This window comes from Nocardia sp. CA-120079 (genome assembly GCF_050955745.1).
In the GTDB taxonomy this organism is placed as follows: domain Bacteria; phylum Actinomycetota; class Actinomycetes; order Mycobacteriales; family Mycobacteriaceae; genus Nocardia.
In genome coordinates, this window is sequence record NZ_CP192088.1 from 1,590,872 (window position 1) to 1,612,260 (window position 21,389).

Annotated in this window: 24 protein-coding genes; 8 read left to right on the top strand and 16 right to left on the bottom strand. The window is 64.4% G+C overall.

Annotated features, from left to right (window positions below; translation table 11 throughout):
* Window positions 1-6: 6 nt before the first annotated feature.
* Window positions 7-828, top strand: a complete 822-nt coding sequence (locus ACQPYR_RS07305; RefSeq protein ID WP_433629135.1) for a hypothetical protein — start codon at window positions 7-9, stop codon at window positions 826-828.
* Window positions 829-871: 43 nt separating this feature from the next.
* Entirely contained in the window at window positions 872-1,048 is a 177-nt protein-coding gene (locus ACQPYR_RS07310) for a hypothetical protein (RefSeq protein WP_433629138.1), read from the top strand.
* A gap of 408 nt (window positions 1,049-1,456) precedes the next feature.
* Here the strand turns inward: ACQPYR_RS07310 and ACQPYR_RS07315 are convergent, their stop codons facing one another.
* The 3 genes from ACQPYR_RS07315 to ACQPYR_RS07325 all read right to left on the bottom strand — a co-directional run bounded on the left by ACQPYR_RS07315 (window position 1,457) and on the right by ACQPYR_RS07325 (window position 5,207).
* Window positions 1,457-2,662, bottom strand: a complete 1,206-nt coding sequence (locus ACQPYR_RS07315) for a PIN domain-containing protein (protein ID WP_433629141.1) — start codon at window positions 2,660-2,662, stop codon at window positions 1,457-1,459.
* Window positions 2,663-3,312: 650 nt separating this feature from the next.
* Window positions 3,313-4,749: a recombinase family protein gene (locus ACQPYR_RS07320; RefSeq protein ID WP_433629144.1), complete on the bottom strand. Its 1,437-nt coding sequence runs from the start codon at window positions 4,747-4,749 to the stop codon at window positions 3,313-3,315.
* An 8-nt stretch (window positions 4,750-4,757) separates the two neighbouring features.
* Complete coding sequence (locus ACQPYR_RS07325; protein ID WP_433629146.1) at window positions 4,758-5,207, bottom strand: WYL domain-containing protein; 450 nt, start codon at window positions 5,205-5,207, stop codon at window positions 4,758-4,760.
* Between the two features lie 2 nt (window positions 5,208-5,209).
* Between ACQPYR_RS07325 and ACQPYR_RS07330 the strand changes: the two genes are divergently transcribed.
* Window positions 5,210-5,452 (top strand): hypothetical protein, encoded by a 243-nt coding sequence (locus ACQPYR_RS07330; protein WP_433629149.1) that lies wholly within the window; start codon window positions 5,210-5,212, stop codon window positions 5,450-5,452.
* On the opposite strand, the gene ACQPYR_RS07335 is transcribed toward ACQPYR_RS07330, so the two are convergent.
* From ACQPYR_RS07335 to ACQPYR_RS07345, 3 genes are all read right to left on the bottom strand, one after another.
* Complete coding sequence (locus tag ACQPYR_RS07335; protein ID WP_433629152.1) at window positions 5,441-6,613, bottom strand: MAB_1171c family putative transporter; 1,173 nt, start codon at window positions 6,611-6,613, stop codon at window positions 5,441-5,443. The genes ACQPYR_RS07330 and ACQPYR_RS07335 overlap by 12 nt on opposite strands.
* Before the next feature lies 1 nt (window position 6,614).
* Complete coding sequence (locus tag ACQPYR_RS07340) at window positions 6,615-7,127, bottom strand: hypothetical protein (protein ID WP_433629154.1); 513 nt, start codon at window positions 7,125-7,127, stop codon at window positions 6,615-6,617.
* A gap of 304 nt (window positions 7,128-7,431) precedes the next feature.
* Window positions 7,432-7,923 carry a nitroreductase family deazaflavin-dependent oxidoreductase gene (locus ACQPYR_RS07345; protein ID WP_433629156.1) on the bottom strand — a complete coding sequence of 164 codons (492 nt, stop codon included), beginning with the start codon at window positions 7,921-7,923 and terminating at the stop codon, window positions 7,432-7,434.
* Window positions 7,924-8,020: 97 nt separating this feature from the next.
* Between ACQPYR_RS07345 and ACQPYR_RS07350 the strand changes: the two genes are divergently transcribed.
* On the top strand, window positions 8,021-8,611 hold the full coding sequence (locus ACQPYR_RS07350; RefSeq protein ID WP_433629158.1) for a TetR/AcrR family transcriptional regulator: 591 nt from the start codon (window positions 8,021-8,023) through the stop codon (window positions 8,609-8,611).
* Window positions 8,612-8,621: 10 nt separating this feature from the next.
* Here ACQPYR_RS07350 and ACQPYR_RS07355 read toward each other — a convergent pair whose 3' ends face one another.
* Complete coding sequence (locus ACQPYR_RS07355; RefSeq protein WP_433629161.1) at window positions 8,622-9,752, bottom strand: zinc-dependent alcohol dehydrogenase; 1,131 nt, start codon at window positions 9,750-9,752, stop codon at window positions 8,622-8,624.
* The gene (locus ACQPYR_RS07360) at window positions 9,752-10,177 is read right to left on the bottom strand and encodes a tautomerase family protein (protein WP_433629163.1); all 426 of its coding nucleotides are present in this window, start codon (window positions 10,175-10,177) and stop codon (window positions 9,752-9,754) included. The genes ACQPYR_RS07355 and ACQPYR_RS07360 overlap by 1 nt, the downstream gene beginning before the upstream one ends.
* A gap of 77 nt (window positions 10,178-10,254) precedes the next feature.
* Here ACQPYR_RS07360 and ACQPYR_RS07365 point away from each other — a divergent pair, with 77 nt between their 5' ends.
* A complete protein-coding gene (locus tag ACQPYR_RS07365) occupies window positions 10,255-10,839 on the top strand; it encodes a TetR/AcrR family transcriptional regulator (RefSeq protein ID WP_433629165.1) in 585 nt (194 codons plus the stop codon).
* A 411-nt stretch (window positions 10,840-11,250) separates the two neighbouring features.
* Here the strand turns inward: ACQPYR_RS07365 and ACQPYR_RS07370 are convergent, their stop codons facing one another.
* The 4 genes from ACQPYR_RS07370 to ACQPYR_RS07385 form a co-directional block, all read right to left on the bottom strand.
* Window positions 11,251-13,086: a serine/threonine-protein kinase gene (locus ACQPYR_RS07370; RefSeq protein WP_433629167.1), complete on the bottom strand. Its 1,836-nt coding sequence runs from the start codon at window positions 13,084-13,086 to the stop codon at window positions 11,251-11,253.
* 142 nt (window positions 13,087-13,228) lie between these two features.
* The gene (locus ACQPYR_RS07375; RefSeq protein ID WP_433629169.1) at window positions 13,229-13,663 is read right to left on the bottom strand and encodes a hypothetical protein; all 435 of its coding nucleotides are present in this window, start codon (window positions 13,661-13,663) and stop codon (window positions 13,229-13,231) included.
* 269 nt (window positions 13,664-13,932) lie between these two features.
* On the bottom strand, window positions 13,933-14,496 hold the full coding sequence (locus tag ACQPYR_RS07380) for a hypothetical protein (RefSeq protein WP_433629171.1): 564 nt from the start codon (window positions 14,494-14,496) through the stop codon (window positions 13,933-13,935).
* Window positions 14,497-14,561: 65 nt separating this feature from the next.
* Entirely contained in the window at window positions 14,562-15,179 is a 618-nt protein-coding gene (locus tag ACQPYR_RS07385; protein WP_433629173.1) for a DMT family transporter, read from the bottom strand.
* Between the two features lie 76 nt (window positions 15,180-15,255).
* Here ACQPYR_RS07385 and ACQPYR_RS07390 point away from each other — a divergent pair, with 76 nt between their 5' ends.
* Window positions 15,256-16,110 carry an AraC family transcriptional regulator gene (locus tag ACQPYR_RS07390; RefSeq protein WP_433629176.1) on the top strand — a complete coding sequence of 285 codons (855 nt, stop codon included), beginning with the start codon at window positions 15,256-15,258 and terminating at the stop codon, window positions 16,108-16,110.
* On the opposite strand, the gene ACQPYR_RS07395 is transcribed toward ACQPYR_RS07390, so the two are convergent.
* Together ACQPYR_RS07395 and ACQPYR_RS07400 are read right to left on the bottom strand one after the other, a co-directional pair.
* A complete protein-coding gene (locus ACQPYR_RS07395; protein WP_433629178.1) occupies window positions 16,020-16,640 on the bottom strand; it encodes a hypothetical protein in 621 nt (206 codons plus the stop codon). The genes ACQPYR_RS07390 and ACQPYR_RS07395 overlap by 91 nt on opposite strands.
* Window positions 16,641-16,686: 46 nt before the next feature.
* On the bottom strand, window positions 16,687-17,166 hold the full coding sequence (locus ACQPYR_RS07400) for a MarR family winged helix-turn-helix transcriptional regulator (protein ID WP_433629180.1): 480 nt from the start codon (window positions 17,164-17,166) through the stop codon (window positions 16,687-16,689).
* Between the two features lie 75 nt (window positions 17,167-17,241).
* On the opposite strand from ACQPYR_RS07400, the gene ACQPYR_RS07405 reads away from it, so the two are divergent.
* On the top strand, window positions 17,242-18,699 hold the full coding sequence (locus ACQPYR_RS07405) for an MFS transporter (protein WP_433629181.1): 1,458 nt from the start codon (window positions 17,242-17,244) through the stop codon (window positions 18,697-18,699).
* A gap of 84 nt (window positions 18,700-18,783) precedes the next feature.
* On the opposite strand, the gene ACQPYR_RS07410 is transcribed toward ACQPYR_RS07405, so the two are convergent.
* Window positions 18,784-19,512, bottom strand: a complete 729-nt coding sequence (locus tag ACQPYR_RS07410) for a helix-turn-helix domain-containing protein (protein ID WP_433629184.1) — start codon at window positions 19,510-19,512, stop codon at window positions 18,784-18,786.
* A gap of 123 nt (window positions 19,513-19,635) precedes the next feature.
* A complete protein-coding gene (locus ACQPYR_RS07415; protein WP_433629187.1) occupies window positions 19,636-20,607 on the bottom strand; it encodes a helix-turn-helix transcriptional regulator in 972 nt (323 codons plus the stop codon).
* A 110-nt stretch (window positions 20,608-20,717) separates the two neighbouring features.
* Between ACQPYR_RS07415 and ACQPYR_RS07420 the strand changes: the two genes are divergently transcribed.
* A complete protein-coding gene (locus ACQPYR_RS07420) occupies window positions 20,718-21,377 on the top strand; it encodes a TIGR03086 family metal-binding protein (RefSeq protein WP_433629190.1) in 660 nt (219 codons plus the stop codon).
* Window positions 21,378-21,389 lie beyond the last annotated feature (12 nt).

The window sequence follows — 21,389 nt, forward strand, 5'->3', positions numbered from 1 at the left end:
ATCGATGTGACCGTTCTTGTTTGCCTCAGCGTGCCCGAAGGGCTCGTGCTTGCTGCCGATTCCGCGACCACGTCGGGCACGACCTTCGGTCAGCGAGAGGACCAGGTAGTCGACCACGATGCAGAGAAGCTCTTCATCCTGCACGAGGACCTCCCTATCGGAGCGATGACATGCGAGTCGGGCTCCATCGGCACACTCCCGGTGAAGGACTTCTCGCAGCGGCTACGTGAAAGGCTCAGGGGCACAGGTTCGTACGGGCCACTGGATCCGTCGAACTACACGATCGAAGATGTCGTGAAGAGGGGTGCTGAGCTGGCCAAGGAGGTGGTCAAAGAGACCTGCGGGTTTGAGAACTTCCCCCGGAATACCGTCTACGTCGTTGCGGGTTACTCCGCGAGCTGCGAAGCCCCGGAGGTATGGACGCTGACCATGAGAAGCGGCGCACGAGAGCCAGAGTGCCGGCAGGCGTTGAGCGTGGACGACACTCCGGCGCTGCTGTCTTTCGCTCAGAACACCGCGATCCACCGGCTCTATGGCTGCTGCGAGGAAAACCTCCGAAAAGCCATGGACGAATACGCGACAACCCAGTCGCTCGCATTAACCTGTGCGCTTGAGAAGCTGGGTAACCCCGTCACCAAGGACATGTCGATCGTCCAAGCCACGCGATTCGCGGAGTTCCTGGTGAGCACCACCATCGGGTTCGTGTCGTTCACGAAGCCGCCGCACGGGGTCGGCGGCAGCATAAGAATCGCGACCATCACCCGCCGCGATGGGTATCGGAGCCTGGCCCCGATCCTGCCTTGGTCGTCACACATCATGGAGCGATAACGGGCATTCCGTACCGGGCGGCATCGGGAACGGTCCTGGCGGAGTGGAATACGAGATCCACGAGCTGTTCATCGGCGGGGAAGCGCTCGACCGCGGGCCCGTCGACGTGCTCGGCACGCTGCTGTACGAAGCCGTCCACGGCATCGCGGTCACCCGCGACCTCAAGGACACCAGTCGCCAAGGACGCTGGCACAGCACCCAGTTCCGTGAACTTTGGTGAAGAACTCGGGTTAGAGCTGGGCCAGGACGGCGACCACGGGTGGTCGATCACCACCGCGCCGATACCCACCCAGCACATGTACCGCGGCCAGGTCGGCGAACTCGGCTTGGTGCTGTCGCCTACCGACGCCGCGAACTCGAACGACGTGGACGAGCCAGCAGCAACAACGGGATCACCGCAATCTGTAACTGCCAGCGCAGGATCCGTGTCGCTCCGGTACGCATCGACTCGGCCCGATCAGCTGTGGCGTGTGTGGTGAGGTGTTCGTATCAGCTGGTGCAGAAATGACGTGTGACGGCGCCGCGGCGGGCAGTGGTGCAGGGCAGGCGCGGCCTGCCCGCCTGATCCACGCACCCCACCCACCTCTCAGCAAACACATTGAGTGAGTACTCGCTGGCGCAGCTTTCGCTACTCTTTCTCTGGTGTAATCGGCGGTTCCGACAATCCAGTTGTTCTATCCAACCCCTCTGATGCTTCGCTCAACTCTTCGACTATTGAAATTCGAAACTTGCTCCAATCCTTCCCATCCGAGGCGTTGCGAATCAATTTGGTTAGGTTTCGAATTATTCCATCGCGACTGAGATCGCCATTTCCATGCACGCCCTCAAGAGAAGTTATGCTGAATTTGTTGAGCTGCCCGGTTCCGTAGAACTCCAGAACACCGGAGACATCAATTTCCTTGGGTATCTGAATAAACGCAAGCTCAAGATAGGGTAGGTCTATGGCTGCATCCTTCCGAACCGAGAACGACGCTGTCCACCCACCGCTTTCACGCCTAGCGCCGTCGGCAAATCTCCAGTCTTCGCTCCTTGATCGTTTCGCATCCATTACCCTTCCGGAGCCTAACGTCTCCGAGAAGCCGATGATGTCTGGACTAATCGGGAGATTCCTAATCGCCTGCAATAGCGCATCGTCGAGCATTTCGAAGTCAATCGAACGAATGTACTTTTCGAGCTCACGATCGGATAGTGGCGAATTTTCCTTAGCGAGGTGCGCCTCGAGAGCAGTAATCGATACCGCGTAGCGAACCCTGTCCGATATCCCTCTCTCCGTTAACTCCGCGAGTAATTCGCTGTGGAATGGAAATGGGCATGACTGTCGACTGGCCGCTGGTTCGCCGAAATCATTCGTATTGTCACTGACAAACCAAATTCGCTCAAGTGGATATTTGTCTGCAACCGCGAGAATGGTCATCCAAATTAGAGTATCACGGTATCCGTCTTTGGATTTATGAGAGTATGGACGCTGACCAACGGATGCACGCCTGGCGATCTCCATATGATCTGCCGACGGCGTCTCGAAAATTTCCACGCCGAGTTCATCTAGCCGACCTAAGAGACGTTCCTCAACGGTATCAATACGGGAGTCGATCTCGGCAAGATTCGACTCCAGGCCCTCCCGGAGATCGAATTTCTTGAACGGCAAACGCGGTAAGGCAGACCTAAATTCTTTTAGATCGCGGCCGATAACATTAACCGCCTCCATCACTACGACCTCAGGAACAAGGATGGTCAGATCCCAATGAACTGACTTTCCGGCTAGCGATTGCCAAGCGCTTGACTGCATCGTCGGCGCCGCGCAGATAATGTTTGTGTCGATGAGGATCACGGTCACTGTCCAATCTTCCTGAACTATGCCCGACTACCGCAACTACTTAGGCGCGGCATGCTTCTCAGGTGACTATGCCGCCTGGTAGAGAGCGCGAACAAGGTCAGCTGGTTCATACGGGCTGTCCAATCGCAGTCCTCCTGGCAGATCCTGGCCAGTCGCTGCCCCTCGACTTCGACAGGTCGAAGTCCACGGCGATCGCGGCCCAGCTGGGGCCGGGGTGACGAGGTCACCCTAGTGAGCCTGACGACTCGCGCTGGTTCCATGCACCAGGCTGAAACTTAGGGCGTGACGGCCGCTTGGTCCACGCAGGATAGAACCAGTTCAGACAGGATAGAACCAGTTCAGAACTGACCCGCGGCATAGCTGCCCGCGCCGAGGCTATGTCTGTGGTCCGCCGTATCCTTGAGCTGTTGGCCAGCCCTCCTGGAATAGTCGGATTGGTCAGCGTTAATGGCACACAGGTTAGGCTTGAAGCATGGTCGGATTGAGCGGCATTGGACAGTGCCACCGTCCGGGCCATCAAGATCGATACGATGCGTCACGACAGCAATGTATTCTGCTTGTGCGCTTATGGCTGACCAGGGTATTGCCTGGTCAGGACAGTGTTCGCAGTGTTTGATCTCATAATCCATTGCTCTACGGCGATGGGATATCTACTTCGGGGTGATTCGCACTGACTTCGGATCGAGAGGCTTCCTTCCACGAGGGGCAGAGAACAGGCGAACCTCGCATAGGAGGTCGATCACAGCGCGGCGAGCAGCGAGGTCGGCGTCGTCAAATGCGTCAACTGGTGAGGGCGCCAGAAGGATCGCGGACGCCGCTGTGCCTGCAGTCAGTGTCACCCGTTCTGTATCGAGGCGTGCAATCTGATCCTCGGCCTCCGACTTGATCTCAGCGAAGAGCGCGCCATCGATCAGTTCGTTCTTGTAATCCGTTCTGGCGCGCTTGATCCGGTCGCGTTGGGTTTGTAGTTGATCTGCGATCGAGGCGAGTCGTTCGTCGTCTTGATGGACAAGCAGATCGGCCAGATCAGACTTAGCCAGCCGACCGCGGACATACTCGAGAACCATTCCGTCGATCTGCGCGCGGGAACGCATGATATGGCCAGCGCATCGATACCGATCGTTGTGTGCCCGAACTCGTGCTTCGCAGGTACCGCAAAGATAGAGTCCCGAGCCTAGGTGTCTCCGTTCGGTGCCGGCGCGATTGGACTTTCGGGCCGGGTCGTCAAGTCGGTGCTGAACCTCCAGCCAGATCGAGTCAGAGACAATCGGATCCCATTGTCCGCGAATAGGTTTGCCGGTTGTGTCCCGCACGATTTCGCCGTCGAGCATGCTCCATCCCGCGTACCGGGGATTTCGGAGCATCGTGATAACCGATGTCGGATTCCATGCGCGTCCACTGCGTGACGGCAACGGCGGCACTGACTTTGGTAGATCCTGAACCTTTGTCCGATCGCCGACTTCGCGGATGACCGGCTCAACTCCCGACAGTGCAGCAGCTATCGCCCTCAGTGATGAACCGTTCGCGAATGCGTGGAAAACCTCCCGCACCGCTTCTGCTTCGGGCAGGATGATCTCGCCGTCGAGCGTGTAGCCGGTTGCTCTGACACCTCTTGGCGGGCGGCCTTTCTCGGCTCTTTGTCGTTGAGCTCGAGATTGCCGGGCGCCCTTACGTTCCATCTCCGCACGCGCAACGGCGGCCTTGATCCGGGCGTACATTCGTCCGCCGTCGGTTTGAAGATCGGCTTCGCCGTTCGCGGTTACGAGCCTGAGTCCTTGGCTCTCCGCAGCATCGATCCAATCCTCGAGCTGTCGGGGTTGCCGGGTCAGCCGGTCGAGATCCCAGGTCACAAGCGCGTTGAATCGACCAGCTCGGTAGTCCTCGACCATTTGGTCGTAGGCTGGTCGGCTCTTGACCTTGCTGAATGCGGAAATACTGTTGTCGGTGTAGACCTCGACCACGGTCCAGCCGCGGGACTCAGCGATACCGATGCAGTCTTCTCGCTGCCGCTCGACAGCCAGCCCTTCACCGGTGAGGTCCAGGCTGACACGCAAGTAGATAGCGGCACGGACGGGAACGATGGGCATAGGTTATTCTACTGCGCAATTTGGTCGAGTTCCGTTTCAACGTATAGCGCTTCAGCTTTCGCCGGAACTCGTTCGGGGACAGTGAAGGCCTCGGTGATGCCACCATCGAGCGGAATGGCGGCGCCTGTGATGAAGCCGGCATCGTCGCTGGCAAGGAATGCGATGGTGCCGGCGGCCTTACCGGTGAGCCGCTCAGCCACCACGACCTCGTAGATAGACGTTCGGCACGGTGACACTGCGTAGCTGGCGGCGATCGCGGCGGCGCGGTTGTGCAAAGAGTCGCGCAACCATTGCGGGGCAAGGGCTTCCGCGTTCGTGGCGACTTGCCACAGTGCCCATTCGGCGTGTTTCGGATCTTGGAAGGTCAGCTCCAGCCGCAGCCAGCCGTCTGAGTCGGTTTCTTCGGCGCGGACGGTCAGCGCGGTGGCCACCAGGTCCTGACGCTGCGCTGGGTTCACCCGTGCTGGCGTTTCCACCGGGCAACCTCGCGACCGGACACGCGGAGATCCGCAAGGTGTATGAGCAGTTCCTCGCGGCCGCGCCGGTGCTCTCGCCGGGTAGGCAACATCCAGCGCTGGTGAGCGGTGATCTGGCACTGACAGCGTCCAGGCTGAGCACCGGCGAGGTGACCGTTGAGATCGCCCGACGCCAGCCCGACGGATCGTGGCTATGGACCGTGGACCAGCCGGCACTAATGCCGTAGCGCGGCGGCGGTGGGCCGGACTCGGGGCCATGCCCTGGCAAGTGCGAGTAGCTGGCGCAGCTCCGCGGTGAGGTCCCGTGCCCCCGGTTGGACCTGGTGCCGGGGCGTGCACCGGCTCGCGCTCGGCGGGTGCCCGGCAGCTTTGCTGGCAATGGCCTCGGCGACGCGGCGGGCATAGATATGTGGGTCACCGCCCGCGGCGGCCAGATCGTCAGGGCTGTTGCTGTAGCGCTTGAGGTGCAGCAGGCTGTCGCGGATCTCGACCGTCATGCGGTGCAGACGGATGGCCGGGTCTGTTCGGCCGTTTTGGTTGCGCCGCATCTCCAGGACGATTTCGGGTACGGCGGCGGTGAGATCGGCCCACATCGGCCGCAGGCGGCGGCAGTATCGGCCGGTGCGGTCCCATCCGATGTGGGTGAGCAGGGTACTGATCAGCGGCACGGTGACCACGGCGGGAGCGCCGACGGCGGAGAGACAGAAGCCGCTCCATGCCTTCCAGTGCATCTGGGGATCGAATAACGGATGGCCTGTCAGCACACTGATGGTGGTCTCGAGCGGGTATACGACCGCGACGATCCCCGTGCCCGCCGCGGTGCCGAGGACCTCTGCGTACAGTGCACGCTCCTGCCAGGTGGTCTCGCCTGCGGCGCGCATCTCGCGCACCCATACCCGGCCGATGAGCAGGGCCGTAGCGCCGAGCGGCAGGGAAAAAGCGACCCAGACCACGACAGCCGGCCAGCCCAGGGTCTGGTCGATCAACTGGTCGGCGCGGCGGGCGGGCGTCCCTGCGATCAGGATGACGGCGGTGACGGTGGTCGTGACGAGGTAATAGCGCCGTTGCCTGCGCCACGTGTGGGCGGGATCGGCGCCTGCCCACAACTTGGCGACGCCGTAGATATGCGAGATGGTCAACACGGTTGCTCCCAACGAGAGCTGACGGGCGATGTTCACCACGTCGCTGTCGTCGCCGGGCAGCAGCCAGGCCAGTGACTTTTCGAACCAAGCCTCCCGTAACAGTTGTTCGAAGAGGGAGGCGGCGAGCCCGCGGTTGATGAGCCGGTCGACGATGCTGTCCCGCAACAGCCACCACCGGCCGACGAGTGCCAACGTCATGCCTATCAGTACGGGCCAGGTGATCAGACCCGGGATCGGAGAGGTCATCTCAGCGATGCCGGTTTCGGAAGAACGTCGAGCGGAACCGGCTCGCCGACCGCTTCGGCAGCATCGCTTCGACCAGCAGCAGGTCGGCGAAGGTTTCGGCGGCGTGCTCGCGCTCACTGCCGTAGTCTTGGCGGCGCAGTACGCTGCGGATGGTTTTCAGCGACAGCGAGGGCATCAATTCGCGCAACGGCAGTTCAGCTGCGGCACCATCGGGACCGCTCGCGGTCCCTCCGTGGCCGAGCAGCATGTGACCGATCTCGTGGGCGATGATGTGATCGGCATGCCATTCGGTGTCGGCCCCGTACATGATCACGTCGTCGTCTTCCCGGGCAATCCACAGTCCGCTTCCGGTGCCGCATCCGTTCCCCAAGAGTGCGCCGACGTCGATCGGGCACAACGCGATCGGCCGTCCCCGGTACTCGGCCACCCGCGCGATGTATTCCGTTATATCCCACGGATGGGGGATCGGTACCAGGCGACCCAGCTCCTCGAATCGCGCGGCGAGATCCTCCATTACGCCTTCCCTCGTTGATCACGTGACCTGCGGTGAGCGTAGTCGCCTACGGAGCATTATCGCGGACTTGGCCTGTCGCGCAAGCATTCTCGCATCGCTTTCGGCGGATCGCGCGCAACATCGTCGGCCATGATCCGCGCACTACTCGAGCTGCGTAGCGGCGATCCCGCGGCTAGCTGCCCGTGCCCGTGTGCGCGGAGAGGTCAGCCCGGTCCTCGCCGAGTGCCGCCGGTGCAGGCATTTCGACTCGCCTACATGTCTTCGGCTTGGCGCTACCGCACATTCGGATCGACGGTCGGCATGATCAGTCGAGCGCGGTGCCGGGTTGGAGGATGACGACCGGGATTTCGCGCTCGGTCCATGCTTGGTAGGTGTCGAAGTCGGCGTAGGCGTCGACCAGCTTCGGCCACAGACGTGCGCGTTGTTGTGGGTCGGCGGTGACTGCGTGCACGGCGCGGCGTTCGCGGCCGATCTGGATGTGGGTGTCGGGGGTGGCGCGCAGATTGTGGTACCACTGCGGGTGTTTGGCGAGGCCGCCCTGGGAAGCGACGATAACCGTGTCGGCGCCGTCGGTGATGAAGAGCAGCGGCGTGGTGTGGATGGTCCCGGATTTCCGGCCTCGGTGCTCGAGCAGCAGCGTCGGTACCGGCTTGCGGAAGCCGGCGCCGATGCGCCATTTTCCGCCGATGCGTCCACCGGTGCGTTTGTAGACCCAAACTTGGATTTTGCCTGTGTATTTGAAGATCTTCGGCAAAACGGGTGAGTCGAGCTGTTTGGGGCGTGGTGGCGGGGTCATTGCGTTCCTTCGATCAAGCCGACTGGTTTGACCATACATCTAGTCACATGTGTATGGTCAAGCGATCGCGAGATGGCGCGGGTGAAGGAGCATGCCGATGCGCACGCATGGCTGGTCGGGTACGGCGCCCGTGGACGACGCCGAAGCCGTCGAGCGCATCCTTGCCGCTGCGCGTCGAGCGATCGACCGATCAGGCAGCGATTTCAGCATCGCCGAGGTCGCGCGCGACCTCGGCGTCACCCGCCAGACCGTGTACCGCTATTTCCCCAGTGCGGAAGCGCTTTCGACCGCGACCGCCATCGCGCAGACCACGCATTTTCTCGACATCCTGGCCGAGCACGTGAGCAAGATTCGTGACCCCGCCACTGCCGTCGTGGAGGGCATCGCCTACACCCTCGAACGTCTGCCCCACGAGAAATACCTCAACCTGCTGCTCACCCCCGGCCGTGCCAGCGCCTTCTCCGCGGGCGTAACCTCCGACACCGCACTGGCATTCGGCCGCTCGATCCTGCAACGCTTCGCTGTCGACTGGGCGGCCGCCGGAATCTCCGATCTTGACGAACTCGTCGAGCACATGCTGCGCATCGTCCAGTCGTTCGTCATCGACCCCGGCCGCCCGCCCCGCCGCGGCGCAGAACTTCGCACTTACCTCACCACCTGGGTCGCCCCGGCACTCGATCCGAGATAGCCGGGTGCGGTCAGTCGACGCCGAGCGGTGGCCGGTGCAGGACGAGTTTGGTGGTGTGGGCTCGGTAGGCGTCGGGGGCGTCGTCCCAGTCGGCGAGCAGGGTGGTGACGGTTTCGGCGGGGAAGTCCGTGCGAGCGACGAAGTCCAGCAGGGCCGGTAGCACCGGACGCACTTGGGAGACACCGATTTTCAGGGTCGCGTCGTTCGCGTACATGTGCATCAGCGGCACCTTCGTACCCGGCGGGAGGTAATAGCCGACCGGTGTACAGATCCCGCCGGGTTGCAATGCCCGCAGGGCGGCGTCGACACCGGCGGCGGTGGAGGTGCCCTCGACCACGATGTCGTAGCGGCGCGACGGCAGATCCGCGCGGCGCAGCTTCCCCTTCTTGACCGAATGCGCTCGCGCACCCAGCTTTTCGGCGATCGCGAGGCGTTCGGGCCGGTGATCGACATAGTCGACGACCTCGGCGCCGTGCGCGACGGCCAGCCCGGCGGCGTAGAGCCCGATGCTCTGGGCCGCGCCACCGAGAACGAGCACCGACCCGCCGGGGCGTTCTGTCAGCGGCGCGACGACGCAGCGCCATGCGTCGGCGAGGTTGTCGCTGGCCGCGGCTACCCGCAGCGGGTCGAGTCCGTCGGGTAGGCGCACGAGCATGTGGTCGGCGTATGGGATGCGCAGGCGGTCGGCGACCATGCCGCCCCACGGTCCGCTGGCGGGTCCGAATCCGAAGGCGGCCAGCGGGCCGGTGCGGGTGGTGGAGCATTTGGCGGTGAGTCCGCGCATGCATTCGCGGCACTCGCCGCACGACACCGCCCACGGCACGACGACGAAGTCGCCGCGCGTGAGTCCGGTTACGCCCGAGCCGGTTTCGAGGACTTCGGCGATGCATTCATGGCCGATCCCGAAGGGGCCCTGGAACGGGACCGGTCCGCAGATGTCGGACACCACGGGGTCGATCAGCCCAGCCCGGATGCCCAGTTGCATGGCACGCGAGACGTGGCGGTGAATGGGCATGGTGTCGCCGTCGCAGCGGCCGGCGACGAACGGGCGCACGATCGCATCCCGCGCGTCGGCTAGCACCGGATCGGGGCGTTCCCGCCACTCGAGCTGGTTGGTGCGCAGGAAGTTCAGTTCCCGCATCAGCTGCGCGCCTGTGCCGCAAGGGCTTTCAGTTCGGCGAAGCGCACCACGGTGCCTGCCGCGCCCCAGGTGCCCTCGGGCTGTTCGTGGATGAGCACCCAGACGCGCAGTGCGTCGTCCACGCCTAGTCCGGCGGCTGCCAGCACATCGGCGGTCACCTCTTTGATCAGGCCCTCCTTGCGCCGATCGGATAGCGCGCCCTCCGGCACGGTGACATCGATCCGGAACCGCGGCAGGTCGTCCTCGGCGCTGTTGAAGCCACCATCCGGTACTTCATCGATGCGGCACCACGCCTGCGCGCGGAAGAACGCGTTGTCGGGGGCGCCCTCCCACTTCAGCAGGGTGGCGGGCAGCGTCTGCTGCAAGGTTCGGCGGGTCTCGGCGGACAAGACCGCCGCGGGCAGGGTGAGCTGGATCATCGGCATGGGAACACCTTCGTTATAACGACTGTTATAGATCGTGCACGGTACGCTATGACAGTCGTTATGAGCAAGGGAGTGTGATGGCGCCATCGGAGGCGCGAGATCGAATGGTGGCGGGTGCGGCCGACATGCTGCGCCGTCGCGGGCTGAACGCGACCAGCGTGCGCGAACTGGCCAAGCACTCCGGCGCGCCCCTCGGCTCGACCTATCACTACTTTCCCGGCGGCAAATCCCAACTCGCCGCCGAAGCCGTCCGCTTCGCCGACGCCCTCGCCGCGCGCAAACTCGCCAAGGAACTCCCCGCCGGTCCGGTCGCCGGACTACGCGCATTCGTGGCCATGTGGCGAAAAGTAGTGGTGGACAGTGATTTCCGTGCCGGATGCCCAGTACTGGCCGTCTCGGTCGAAGACCAGTCCGATGCCGACGACGAACCCCGCCGCGCCGCAGCCGCCGCCTTCGACCACTGGACCGAACTACTCGCCGATTCCCTCCGCACCCACGGCGCAACCCCCGCCGCCGCCGACCGAACCGCCACCCTGATCGTCGCCGCCATCGAAGGCACCGTCGCCATGTGCCGAGCCCAACGCAGCACCCGCCCCCTCGACGAAACCGCGGACGCCCTCGAAAACGTCGTGCGCGCGGTGACCGACCAGGCCGGGAAGTAGTCCGTTACGGTCGCCAGTTCAGCTGAGCCCGGGAGTGCTCGAGAGTAGGATCGTGCTGGTCGGGGATGGTTTTGTTCGGTGAGAATGCCGACGATCGGGCGGTTTTGATAGACGAGTGCTCGCGATCCGTCATCGGATTGGAGGATTGATCATGCTCCGTATTTCGCTAATGGTTGCTACTGGTGCTGCAGGGGTTGGCGCGGCGCTTTTTCCGGTGAGTGCGCAGGCTGGTCCGGATGATCCTGGGACGCCCTGTGGGGACCAGATGGTTATGAATACGCATCAGGAGTGCGTGCAGATCGGCAGCTTTTGTACGTTGTCGGATGGGATGATCATCGGGAATATCGGGCCCGATGGGCGGTGTGTCATTCCCGGTACGAATATTTGAGTTCGTTGTGAAAGTTGTTGAGGCTAGCGGCCTCTGGGGTATTTGGTTACCACGGTGCCGTCGGTGTCGGCGGCCAGGTAGGCGCCGCCGTAATCGTCGGTCAGGTAGACCATGACTGTCGGCTTGTCGTTGTTGAAGGTCCAGGCCGGGTCGACGATTACGTAGCGGAGGGTGGGGGTGGGGATGCCGAGGCTTTCGTCGGCGGTGCGGAACAGGTCGGGGAGGATGTCCCAGTTGATCGAGCTCAGCTTGACGGTGGCTTTGTCCGAGAGTGGGCCGCCTGCGCCCTTTCGGGTGGCTGTTCCGTCGCGGTAGACGAAGAGGTCGTAGAGGTTGGGGTTGTTCTTGACCGGGGCGCCGACGTTTGCATAGGTCGGATAGAACGTTGCTTCATTGAATTCATCGCTGCCGGAGACCTTTTCGAGCGCGGCGATGGCCTGGCGGATGCTGGTCGGGGTCAGGAGGTCGACGGGTTTGCCGCTCCCGGGAGCTCCGGACGGGCTCGCGGAACGACTTGTCGTGGGGAATTCGTTGGTCGCGGGTGGATTGCCAGGAGTGGCCTGGTTGCCGGTCGAACCGGGGCGCAAGGCGACAATCGCCAACGTGGCGGCGATGGCGGCGATGACTGCGGCCGCCGCGAGACCGATGACGATCCCACGTGAGCGTGGTTTGTGTACAGGGGGAATCGTGGAGCCGTATGGGTGCGGCGAGGGTGTCGTGCTGGGTGCCGTGCCGCTGGATCCGTGGAACTCGCCGACTGAGCCAGGCGTATTGAAGGCGACCTGTGCATTGCCCGCGCCTGGTGTATTGAATCCGCCGGACATGTTGCCCGCGCTTGGCGTTTCGAATCCGCTGCGTGCATCTGCTGCACCTGGGGGGCCGAATCCGCGGGGAGTGCTGAAACCGGGTCCTTGTGCCGCGCCTGGGCCATTGAATCCGCCCGACCCATCGGCCGCATCAAACCGACCCTGCCCACCAAGAGCCTCCGGACCACTGCCCGCACCCGACCCATCGAAAACCCCTGCCGCACTGCCGAACCCACCCGCCGCAACGGCCTGCGCAAGCATCAGATCGACCTGCTCAGCCGTCGGCCGGCGATCCGGATCAGGCACCAACAGCGCCGTCAAAACCGCCGTCAACACTCCGGCCCGCTGCGGCGGTGGCACTTCGCCTCTGATCACGGCAGCGAGCGTGGCGACGGTCGACTCACGCCGCATCGGGTGAAATCCCTCCACCGCGAAATACAGCAGCAAACCGAGTGACCACAGATCAGAGGCGGTATGCCCTTCCTGACCACTGAGTCGCTCCGGTGCAACATAATCCAGTGAGCCGACCACGCTGCCGGTGGAGGTCAAACCGTTCATGCCGTTGATCGCGGCGATACCGAAATCGGTCAGGACCGGTGAACCGTCTTCGCGCAGCAGCACATTCGCGGGTTTGATATCGCGGTGCAGTACGCCCACCTGATGCGCGGCACGGAGAGCGGCCAGGATGCCACGGCCGAGGTGCGCCACTTGTAAAGGCGGCATCGGTCCGCTCGCCAGGTGATCGGCGAGACTTTGTCCGCGAACCAGTTCCATGACAATCCATGGATGCGCCACTTCGGGTGAATCCACGATGTGGTGGATGGCGACGACATTCGGATGACCGATCCGGGCCAGCGCCCTGGCCTCCCGCAGCACCCGCTCGCGGTGCACGCCGGGCGAGCCCGCGCCATCGGTCTCGGCCCGGACCTCCTTGAGCGCGACCTCGCGATGCAGCGCGAGGTCATACGCGCGCCACACCGTCCCCATGCCGCCGCTACCGAGCGGCTCGAGCAACTCGAAACGCCCGTCGACCACTGCACGCTCGGAAATCACGGCGCAAGCCTATGGTATCGGCGCGCCCATGCGACATACGTGTTTCACATACATCAGCCAGCGGCGATGAGGCGGCCCACGTCCGGCGCGGATGTTGTCGCGCAGGCAGCTGAACTCCTTTGCCGCATCGGCCTGATTCGCGCTACTTCCCGGTGCCGACCAACTGGTCGAAGAAGGCGCGGTAGCTGCGCAGCGCCAGCCGCAGATCCTCGGTATCGCCGTCCTCCTCGCGCGACCACAGCCGTTCCAGCGACTGCTTGCGCTCGGCCAACGTGGCGGACAGCTGCTGAACTGTCGCCATGACCAGATCGTCGGCCTGTGTCACCGCATCGTGCGGGCTGTCCACGAAACTGCCCTGCAACTGCCGCCATGCCGTGCGCAGGCGCTCGACATCGGCGGCACCGAAGAGTGGCTGATCGCCGACTTCCTGCTGCCCTCCGGTCGCGCCCTCGCCTGCGGTGGCGCGCTGGTCTGCGGCTGCGCTCTCGTCTGCGGTCGTGTGCTCGTCTGTCGTCGTGCGTTCGGCGTTGCCGGTGCGCTGGTCTGTGGCTGTGCGTTCGGCCGCACTCGTGCTCATACCTGCCGCCATCCGCTCGGCCGCGGACCTGCTCCCGCCTTCCGCCGTTTTCCCGCCTCCGGCCGTGCGCTCGTCTGCCGCCGCCGTGCTCTCCCTACCCGCCGAGCCCGCAGCCGGTGTAGCCCCGCCCCCGCTCGCCTCAGCCTCCGAAATCGGCACCGACCCATACGAAGCAGCCGAATCGCCCTCGGTCCCGGTGCGTGTTCCGGTCGGCGAAACCCCTTCCGGCACTTCGTTTTCCAGAGTCCGCTCCCGATCCTGTTCCGTGCTCATCGCTTTGCATCTCTCTTCTCGTTCGGCGCGCCGCCGACCAGGTCCTCGAACAACTCGCGGTACTGCACCACCGCGAATCGCATGTCCTCGGTGGAGATTCGGGTATCGGAGCGTCGGATCGCGATCTCGTGTGCGGCGCGATAGTGGCCGACGGTCGCCGCATGCTCGACGGACAGATCGGCGAGCTGCTGGTCATATCCTTCGGTGGGGTAGCCGCGCTCGGCCATGATGTCGGCCACCAGCACATCGGCTGCTGTCACCGCATCGGCCGGAGCATCGACGAAGCGCTCCTGCATCCGCGCCCACTCGGTCCGATACCGCTGCTTCTCCTGGTCCGACAGCTCCCGGATATCGAGCTCGGCATGGCGCCGCTCCCGCTCGGTCAGCTCACGGTCGGTGGCTTTGCGGCTGTCCAGCTCTTCCCTGGTCCGGTCGTATTCGGGCCCGAACTTCTCGCGTAGCCGCTTTCTCCGCAACATCGGCCAAGCCGCGACCAGCAACCCGGCCACGACCAAAACCACCACCACGACGACCACTATTGCGATCACTGCAGAAGACACGCGATCCTCCTAGCTCGAGACGGTCGTGTCATCCACGTAATGCCTCGCCGACGGCCATCCAAACCTCAGGAACGCACGTCAACGGGCTCGGGCGCGGGCGTCGTTTCGCGCGTCGCGTCGCCGCGACTATTCAGCCAGGCGCCGACAAACATCAGTGCGGCCCCGAGGGACTGCGTCAGCGAGATGGACTCCCCGAGCAACATCCACGCGCAGCTGAGACCGAAGGCGGGCACGAGGAACATCGCCGCCGCCGCGATCGCCGGTCCGACCTGACTCACCGCGCGGTAGTAGAGGACATATGCGAGGGCGGTGGGCAGCGCGCCGAGATAGGCCTGATTGAGCCAGAATCCGAGGTCCAGCTCGGACCACCGAACGTCGGAAAGTTCAGCAGCGGCGATGAGCCCGAGCGCGAGCGTGCCCGCGGCGGTGGCATACACCGTGACGGTCGGGGCGGCCAGCCGAGACAACAGCGGCGCTCCGAGCATCGTGTAACTCGCCCAGCAGGCCGCCGCCGCAAGGAAGACGAGATCGCCGAGCAGCCGATGGGATCCGGTCGCGGGGATGCCGAGAAAGAACACGCCCGCACCGGCGATGGCCACGGACAGCCCCACCGTTCGGATGCGTGACAACCGTTTGCGGCTGAGCAACGCCGTCACGACTACCGTGAAAATCGGTGCGGCCATCGGGACGATCACGCTGCCGTCCGCCGCGGGGCCAGGGCAAGCCCGAGAAAGAACAGCGGACCGCCCGGTCGAGGTCATGCACGCGCATTTCGAACGGCACGTCTACGACCTGCACAGTCACGAGACGTACTCGTTCGGACTGACCGAATTCGGTGCGCAGACCTTCGACTGCCGTGGCGCCACGCGCACCAGCGCGGCGGGCATGGTGATGGCCTTCAATCCGGACGAGCCGCACGACGGCCACAGCACGACCGAACTCGGATTCACCTATTGGATCGCGCATATCGGATCCGAGTTGATCACCGATCTGCTCTCCGACCGCGCGGGCCGCCCGACCGGTCTGCCGTTGTTCGCCGACCCGGTGCTCCGAGATCCGGTGCTCTCATCGGCTCTACACAGGCTTTGTGCGAGTCTGATCGGCCCCGCCACCGAACTCGCCGCCGACGAGGCCCTGGCGGCGTCGGTCGCGGCACTGGTGCAGCGTGGCACCAGAAAGCCGACGAGAAGTGCTGTGGTACAGGCTGGTTCGGCAGCCGATATCGCACGACGGGTCCGTGCGGTACTGCGCGATCGCTATCTCGACCCCATCTCCATGGACGATCTGGCCGAAGCCGCGGAATGCAGTCGATTCGCACTGTATCGTGCCTTCCGCACCAATTACGGTCTGGCACCAAGCGATTACCAGCGACTGTTGCGGCTGCGCACGGCGCGCAGACTGATCGCCGCGGGCCGACCGATCAGCCAGGCGGCGATCGATGCCGGATTCGCCGATCAGGCCCATCTGACCCGCTGGTTCCGACGCTGCTACGGCATTACGCCCGGCATATATTTCGAAGGGGGTCAGGGCTCCACGGGTTCGAGCGTCGCACCGGTGAATGTCACGAAATCCGGCCCCTCGGTGAAACTTTCGGAAGTTTCCTCGCCGATGTAGAGGTCCAGATGCCGTGGGCCGCCGAGTCCCGGTGTGAATTCGTCGCCGATCGTCCAGGTTGCGGCGCTGAATTTGCCACATACATTCTCGGGCCCTGCGTTTCCACAACCGGTGAGCCGCAATCGAGTTCCCGGCTCGATGCCATCGGCGGCCGCACTCTCGAACGGATGCAGCGCCTCGCCTCGGGTGTCCCGCGGTTCGGTGTCGAGCCAGAAGCCGACATCGTAGGACCAGTTCAGATATTGCCCCGCGTGCCCGCCACTGGTGATCCGGCCGGTGCCCTCATCGCGCACCACGTCGATGAAATCCTCTGGTAGCGAGCCTATTTCGACATTGGCGTCGGTGCATTCGAGATCGCTGCAGCCGCGTACGGTTTCCAGCGGCCCGGAGTGATAGGACTCGACCGCGGTGTAGTACACCGTCACCGTCCAGCCGTTCCATTCGTCGGCCTCGGTATCGAGGCCGCAGCCGACGGCGAGCGGCGACGCCACGAACAGTGACGCCGCGACCACCCCGAACCCGAACCTCACGGCAGCGATATTGCCCGACGCACCGGGTAGCGCGCCACTCGGTGGCCTATCGGCCGGGTGGCCGCGGCCACGGATTCTCTTCGAGATGCTCTATCGACATATTGAACCGGGAGATGAGCCCGCTCAACTGCGCGATATCGGCGGCCGTCCAGTCGGCGACGACCGCGCCGATGCCCTCCTGACTCTGCTCGCGATCGGCGGTCACCAATTCCAGGCCCTTGGCGCTGGCCCGGATCTTGCGGGCGATGCCGCCGTCCGGATCGGGGACGCGCTCGACCAAGCCCTGCTTCAACATCGCGGCGACCTGCCGGTTGATGGTGGAGATATCGAGCTGGAAGGCCTCCGACAGCTCGCGCAGACTGAGTGGGAAGTCCATCTCCAGTCTGGTCAGGATCAGATACGCCGACCGGTCGAGCTGGAAACCGGGCCTGCGCAACAGCGAGGCCGGGAAGTGCCGGGAGAGCAGGGTCAACTCGAAGACGAGGCGGGTGAGTTCATCGTCATTCTCGGGACCTGATTCGGGCATGGCCCACACTATGTCGGCTGAATCACGCCGATTGCAAATTGTGCACGATACATAGGATATGTACCGTACATATTCATGACTGTTGCAGCCGACGCGTCATCGACCGTCACCGAGAACGACGCCCGGCGCCGTCCCGCATCCGGCCTACTCATCGCGACCCTCGGCATGGTCGGTGTCGTCGTATCGCTGATGCAGACGCTGGTCATTCCGATCATTCCCACGCTGCCGACGCTGCTGGACACCTCGGCGTCCAATGCGTCCTGGGTGATCACGGCGACCCTGCTGGCCGGTGCCGTCGCGACCCCGATCAGTGGCCGACTCGGCGATATGTTCGGCAAGCGTCGGGTGCTGTTCGCCAATCTGGTGTCGCTGGTCGCCGGTTCGGTGGTGTGCGCGCTGTTCTCCTCGCTGGTTCCCGAAATCATCGGGCGCTCGCTGCAGGGTGCGGCGGTCGGCGCGATCCCGCTCGGCATCAGCATCATGCGTGACGAATTGCCCGCCGAGAAGGTGGGTTCCGCGATGGCGATCATGAGTGCCACACTCGGTGTCGGCGGTGCGCTCGGCCTGCCGCTGGCGGCGGCGATCGCGCAGAATGCGGACTGGCACATGCTGTTCTGGACCGCGGCCGGGCTCGGTGTCGTCTGTGCCGCACTGGTTTTCGTCTTCGTACCCGAGTCGCCGGTGCGGACACCCGCGCGTTTCGATTTCGGTGGTGCGGTCGGACTGTCGATTGCGTTGCTGGCCTTGCTGATTCCGATCACCAAGGGTGCGGACTGGGGTTGGGGCAGTGCGAGCACGCTCGGCCTGTTCGCGGTCTCCCTCGTGACCTTTCTCATCTGGGGCTACTTCGAACTGAAGCAGCGCTCGCCACTGGTCGACCTGCGGGTCTCGGCACGACCGCGGGTACTGTTCACCAACCTCGCTTCCATCGCCGTCGGGTTCGCCCTCTACGGCATGTCGCTGACCTTCCCGCAGCTGATGATGGCGCCGGAGCAGACCGGATACGGCTTCGGCCTGTCCATGGTCAATGCCGGATTGGCGCTGGCCCCAACTGGATTCGTGATGATCCTGCTGTCGCCGGTGTCGGCGCGGCTGTCGGCGGCGCGCGGCCCGAAGGTCACGCTGGCGCTCGGTTCGGCGGTGATCGCGGTCGGTTACCTGTGTGCCGTGGTGCTGATGAACAGCGTCTGGGAGCTGATGATCGCGGCGATGATCGTTGCGGGCGGTGTCGGTCTGGCCTATGCCGCGATGCCCGCGCTGATCATGGGCGCGGTGCCGCTCACGGAGACTGCCGCGGCCAACGGCCTCAATTCGCTGATGCGCTCGATCGGCACCTCGACCTCGGCGGCGGTGATGAGCGTGGTGCTCGCCCACATGACGATGCAGCTCGGCGCGCATGTACTGCCCTCGCGCGACGGCTTCCACACCACCTTCCTGATCGCCACGGCCGCAGCCCTTGTCGCCATCGTGCTCACGCTCGTCATTCCGATGCGCAAGGCAGCCGATGCCGCCGATAAGACCGGGCACGCCTGATCATCGGGTCATGAGCCCGAACGGCCACGGGGCCGATCCTCAGGCGGCGAGGATCGGCCCCGTTGTCGTTCGATGGCCGGCGGTTCAGTCGATCGGCACCAGGGTGTACATCCACCACGGCCGTCGCGGGAATTCGGACATGAAGACGTTCAATGTCATTCGGCGCAGTTCGCGGCGTGCCGGATCGCGCACCTGGATCCACTGCCTGGCGATATCGGCCGGTGCGACATCGGTGAGCCACAGTTGCTCCCACTCCGGCGCCGACCGGCAGGCCGAGATGATCTTGTCCAGCCGCTCCTGCGGCACCAGGCCCGGCGCCATCATCCGCAGCGCATAGACCATCAGATGCGCTTCCTTGCGCCACTCGTGCACGGCCTGTCTGGCCGCCGGATTCAGCATCGTCCACTCGAGGATATTGTCGCCGGGCTCGAGCCCGGGAAATAGCCGCAGGTAAGCGGAGTTCGCGGCGACCAGATCGAAGGTGGGCACGATCTGGAACCAGGCGGGCTGGGCAAGGCTGCGCAAGGTGCGCAGATCGGTGGGCAGCGGCACGCTCGGCGCCGGGCCGAAGGTCTCCGGAAACTGACTCGCCTGCGTGAGACTAACGATGTGGTCGCGGAAGAACACCGGTACGCCCAGCGCATCGAACAACCGGCCCAGCGTCGCCGGGGTCGGCGCGACCACGCCCTGTTCGAAATCCTCGATCACCGTCTGCGGGAATCCGGTGGCCACGGCCATCGCGGCCTGGGCGAGTCCGGCCGCCGCACGGCGCTCGCGCAGATATCGGGCGATCGAAGGGCGGGTATCCGCCATGGTGGTATGCCTCCTGATTCCCTCGGGATCAAGAGTTGATCCCCCCGTTCACATAGTCAGGTCCAGCAGCCTAACCTCGCCTCAAAAGCCTTGCCGCGACCTTCGATAACGCTTTCGATAACGCTAAGGTGCCAATTCCACCGACTCGGTATAACGCCGCGCGAGGGTGCGCAGATGCGCAACCAGTTCCGGTGGGCCGTCGACCCGGAAGTCCATCATCAGCATGCTCAGGTAAATGGCAATGGTCTCCAGGGCATCCGCGCCGGTCAGCAGGATGCAGGTATCGGCGTCTACGGCCTCGACCACGCCGACGGCCGGGTTGATGCGGGCGATCACCGTCTCGGCGGGGGCCAGTACCGTCACCCGGGCATGCACCTTCCAGCCCGTGCTGGCGATATGGCGCATGACGAAGGCCACCAGATCGTCCTCGGGCAGTGACCGTGCGGCGAAGCGGCGCGACCCCGCGACGGCGCGCTGTACCTGGGCGACGGGAATCGCACGCCAGGAATGGGTTTCGAGGTCGTAGGCGACCAGATACCAGCGGCGCTGCCAGTTGATCAGCCGGTAGGGCTCGATTTCGTTGTTCGCGTCGGGATCCAGGCCGATGTGCACGGTGGCGCCATCGCGAATGGCGCTCGCGAGCGTCGTCAGTATCGCGGCCGGGACCGGGGCATCCGGTTCGCGTGAACCGGTGGTCGCCGGTCCGATGGCGGTCGCGTTGCGCAGCGCGGTCACCTTGCGCTGCAAGCGTTTCGGCAGGATCTGTTCGAGCTTCGCCAGTGCACGTGCGGCGTTGTCGGTGATATCGGCGATGCCGGTGGAGCCGTCCTCGGCCAGGCCGATGGCCACGGCCACCGCGACGGCTTCATCATCGTCGAGCAGCAGCGGCGGCATGGTGCTGCCGCGGCCGAGGCGGTAACCGCCGATCGCGCCCCGCTCGGCGTGCACCGGATAGCCGAGTTCGCGCAGTCGCTGGATGTCGTTGCGCAGCGTCCGGTCCGTGATGTCGAGCCGCTCGGCCAGTTCCCGGCCGGTATGCGCGCGGTCTTGCAGCAGCGAGAGCAAGCGTAGAACGCGCGTTGTGGTGGCCGCCACCGTCGCCTCCGGAAATCTTTTTGGATGAAGCCGATGTATTAGGAACGAAACTAGCCTAATGGCCGCATAGGCTTGGTGACATCAGCAAGAAGGAAAAAGAAAGGCCAGCCATGAACATCACCGCCACCACTGCCGCCGACGCCACCGCGACCCTGCGCCCCGTCTGGCGCGATGTCCTCGCCACCTCCTACCGCGCACTGACCGATGTGGTGGCCGGTGTCGGCGACGACCAGTGGCAGCTGGCGACCCCGTGCTCGGAATGGGATGTCACGCAGGTGATTCAGCATGCTGCGGGCGATCAGCTCGCCTTCGCCAAGTCGCTCGGTATCGGAATCGGCCCCACCTACAACCCCTTCGCCCCCTCCGGTGCCATCGACGGCACGGCCACCGAATTGGTCCGCGATGCGGTCGAGCAGACCGCGACCGCCTGGGCCACCGTGACCGACGAGACCGAGACGGTACCCACTCCGCTGCCGCACGGCGCGCTGCCGACCCCGGTCGCCGCGGTCATGTGCGCCTTGGACGCGGCCGTGCACGCCTGGGATATCGCGATCGCGACCGGACAGCCGTCCCCGTTGAACGATGAACTCGCCGGTCACCTGCTCACTGCCGCACGGACCATTAACCCGGCGCCCGGCGGCAGTCCAGAGGCGGAAATCGTTGAGCCGCTGCGTCAGTGGGGTGCCTACGCCGCGATCGTCGGCGGTGCGGCGGACGACACGGCGGTCGCCGAGTTGCTGCGCTACCTGGGTCGCGATCCGCAAGCCTGATTCGACCGGGTC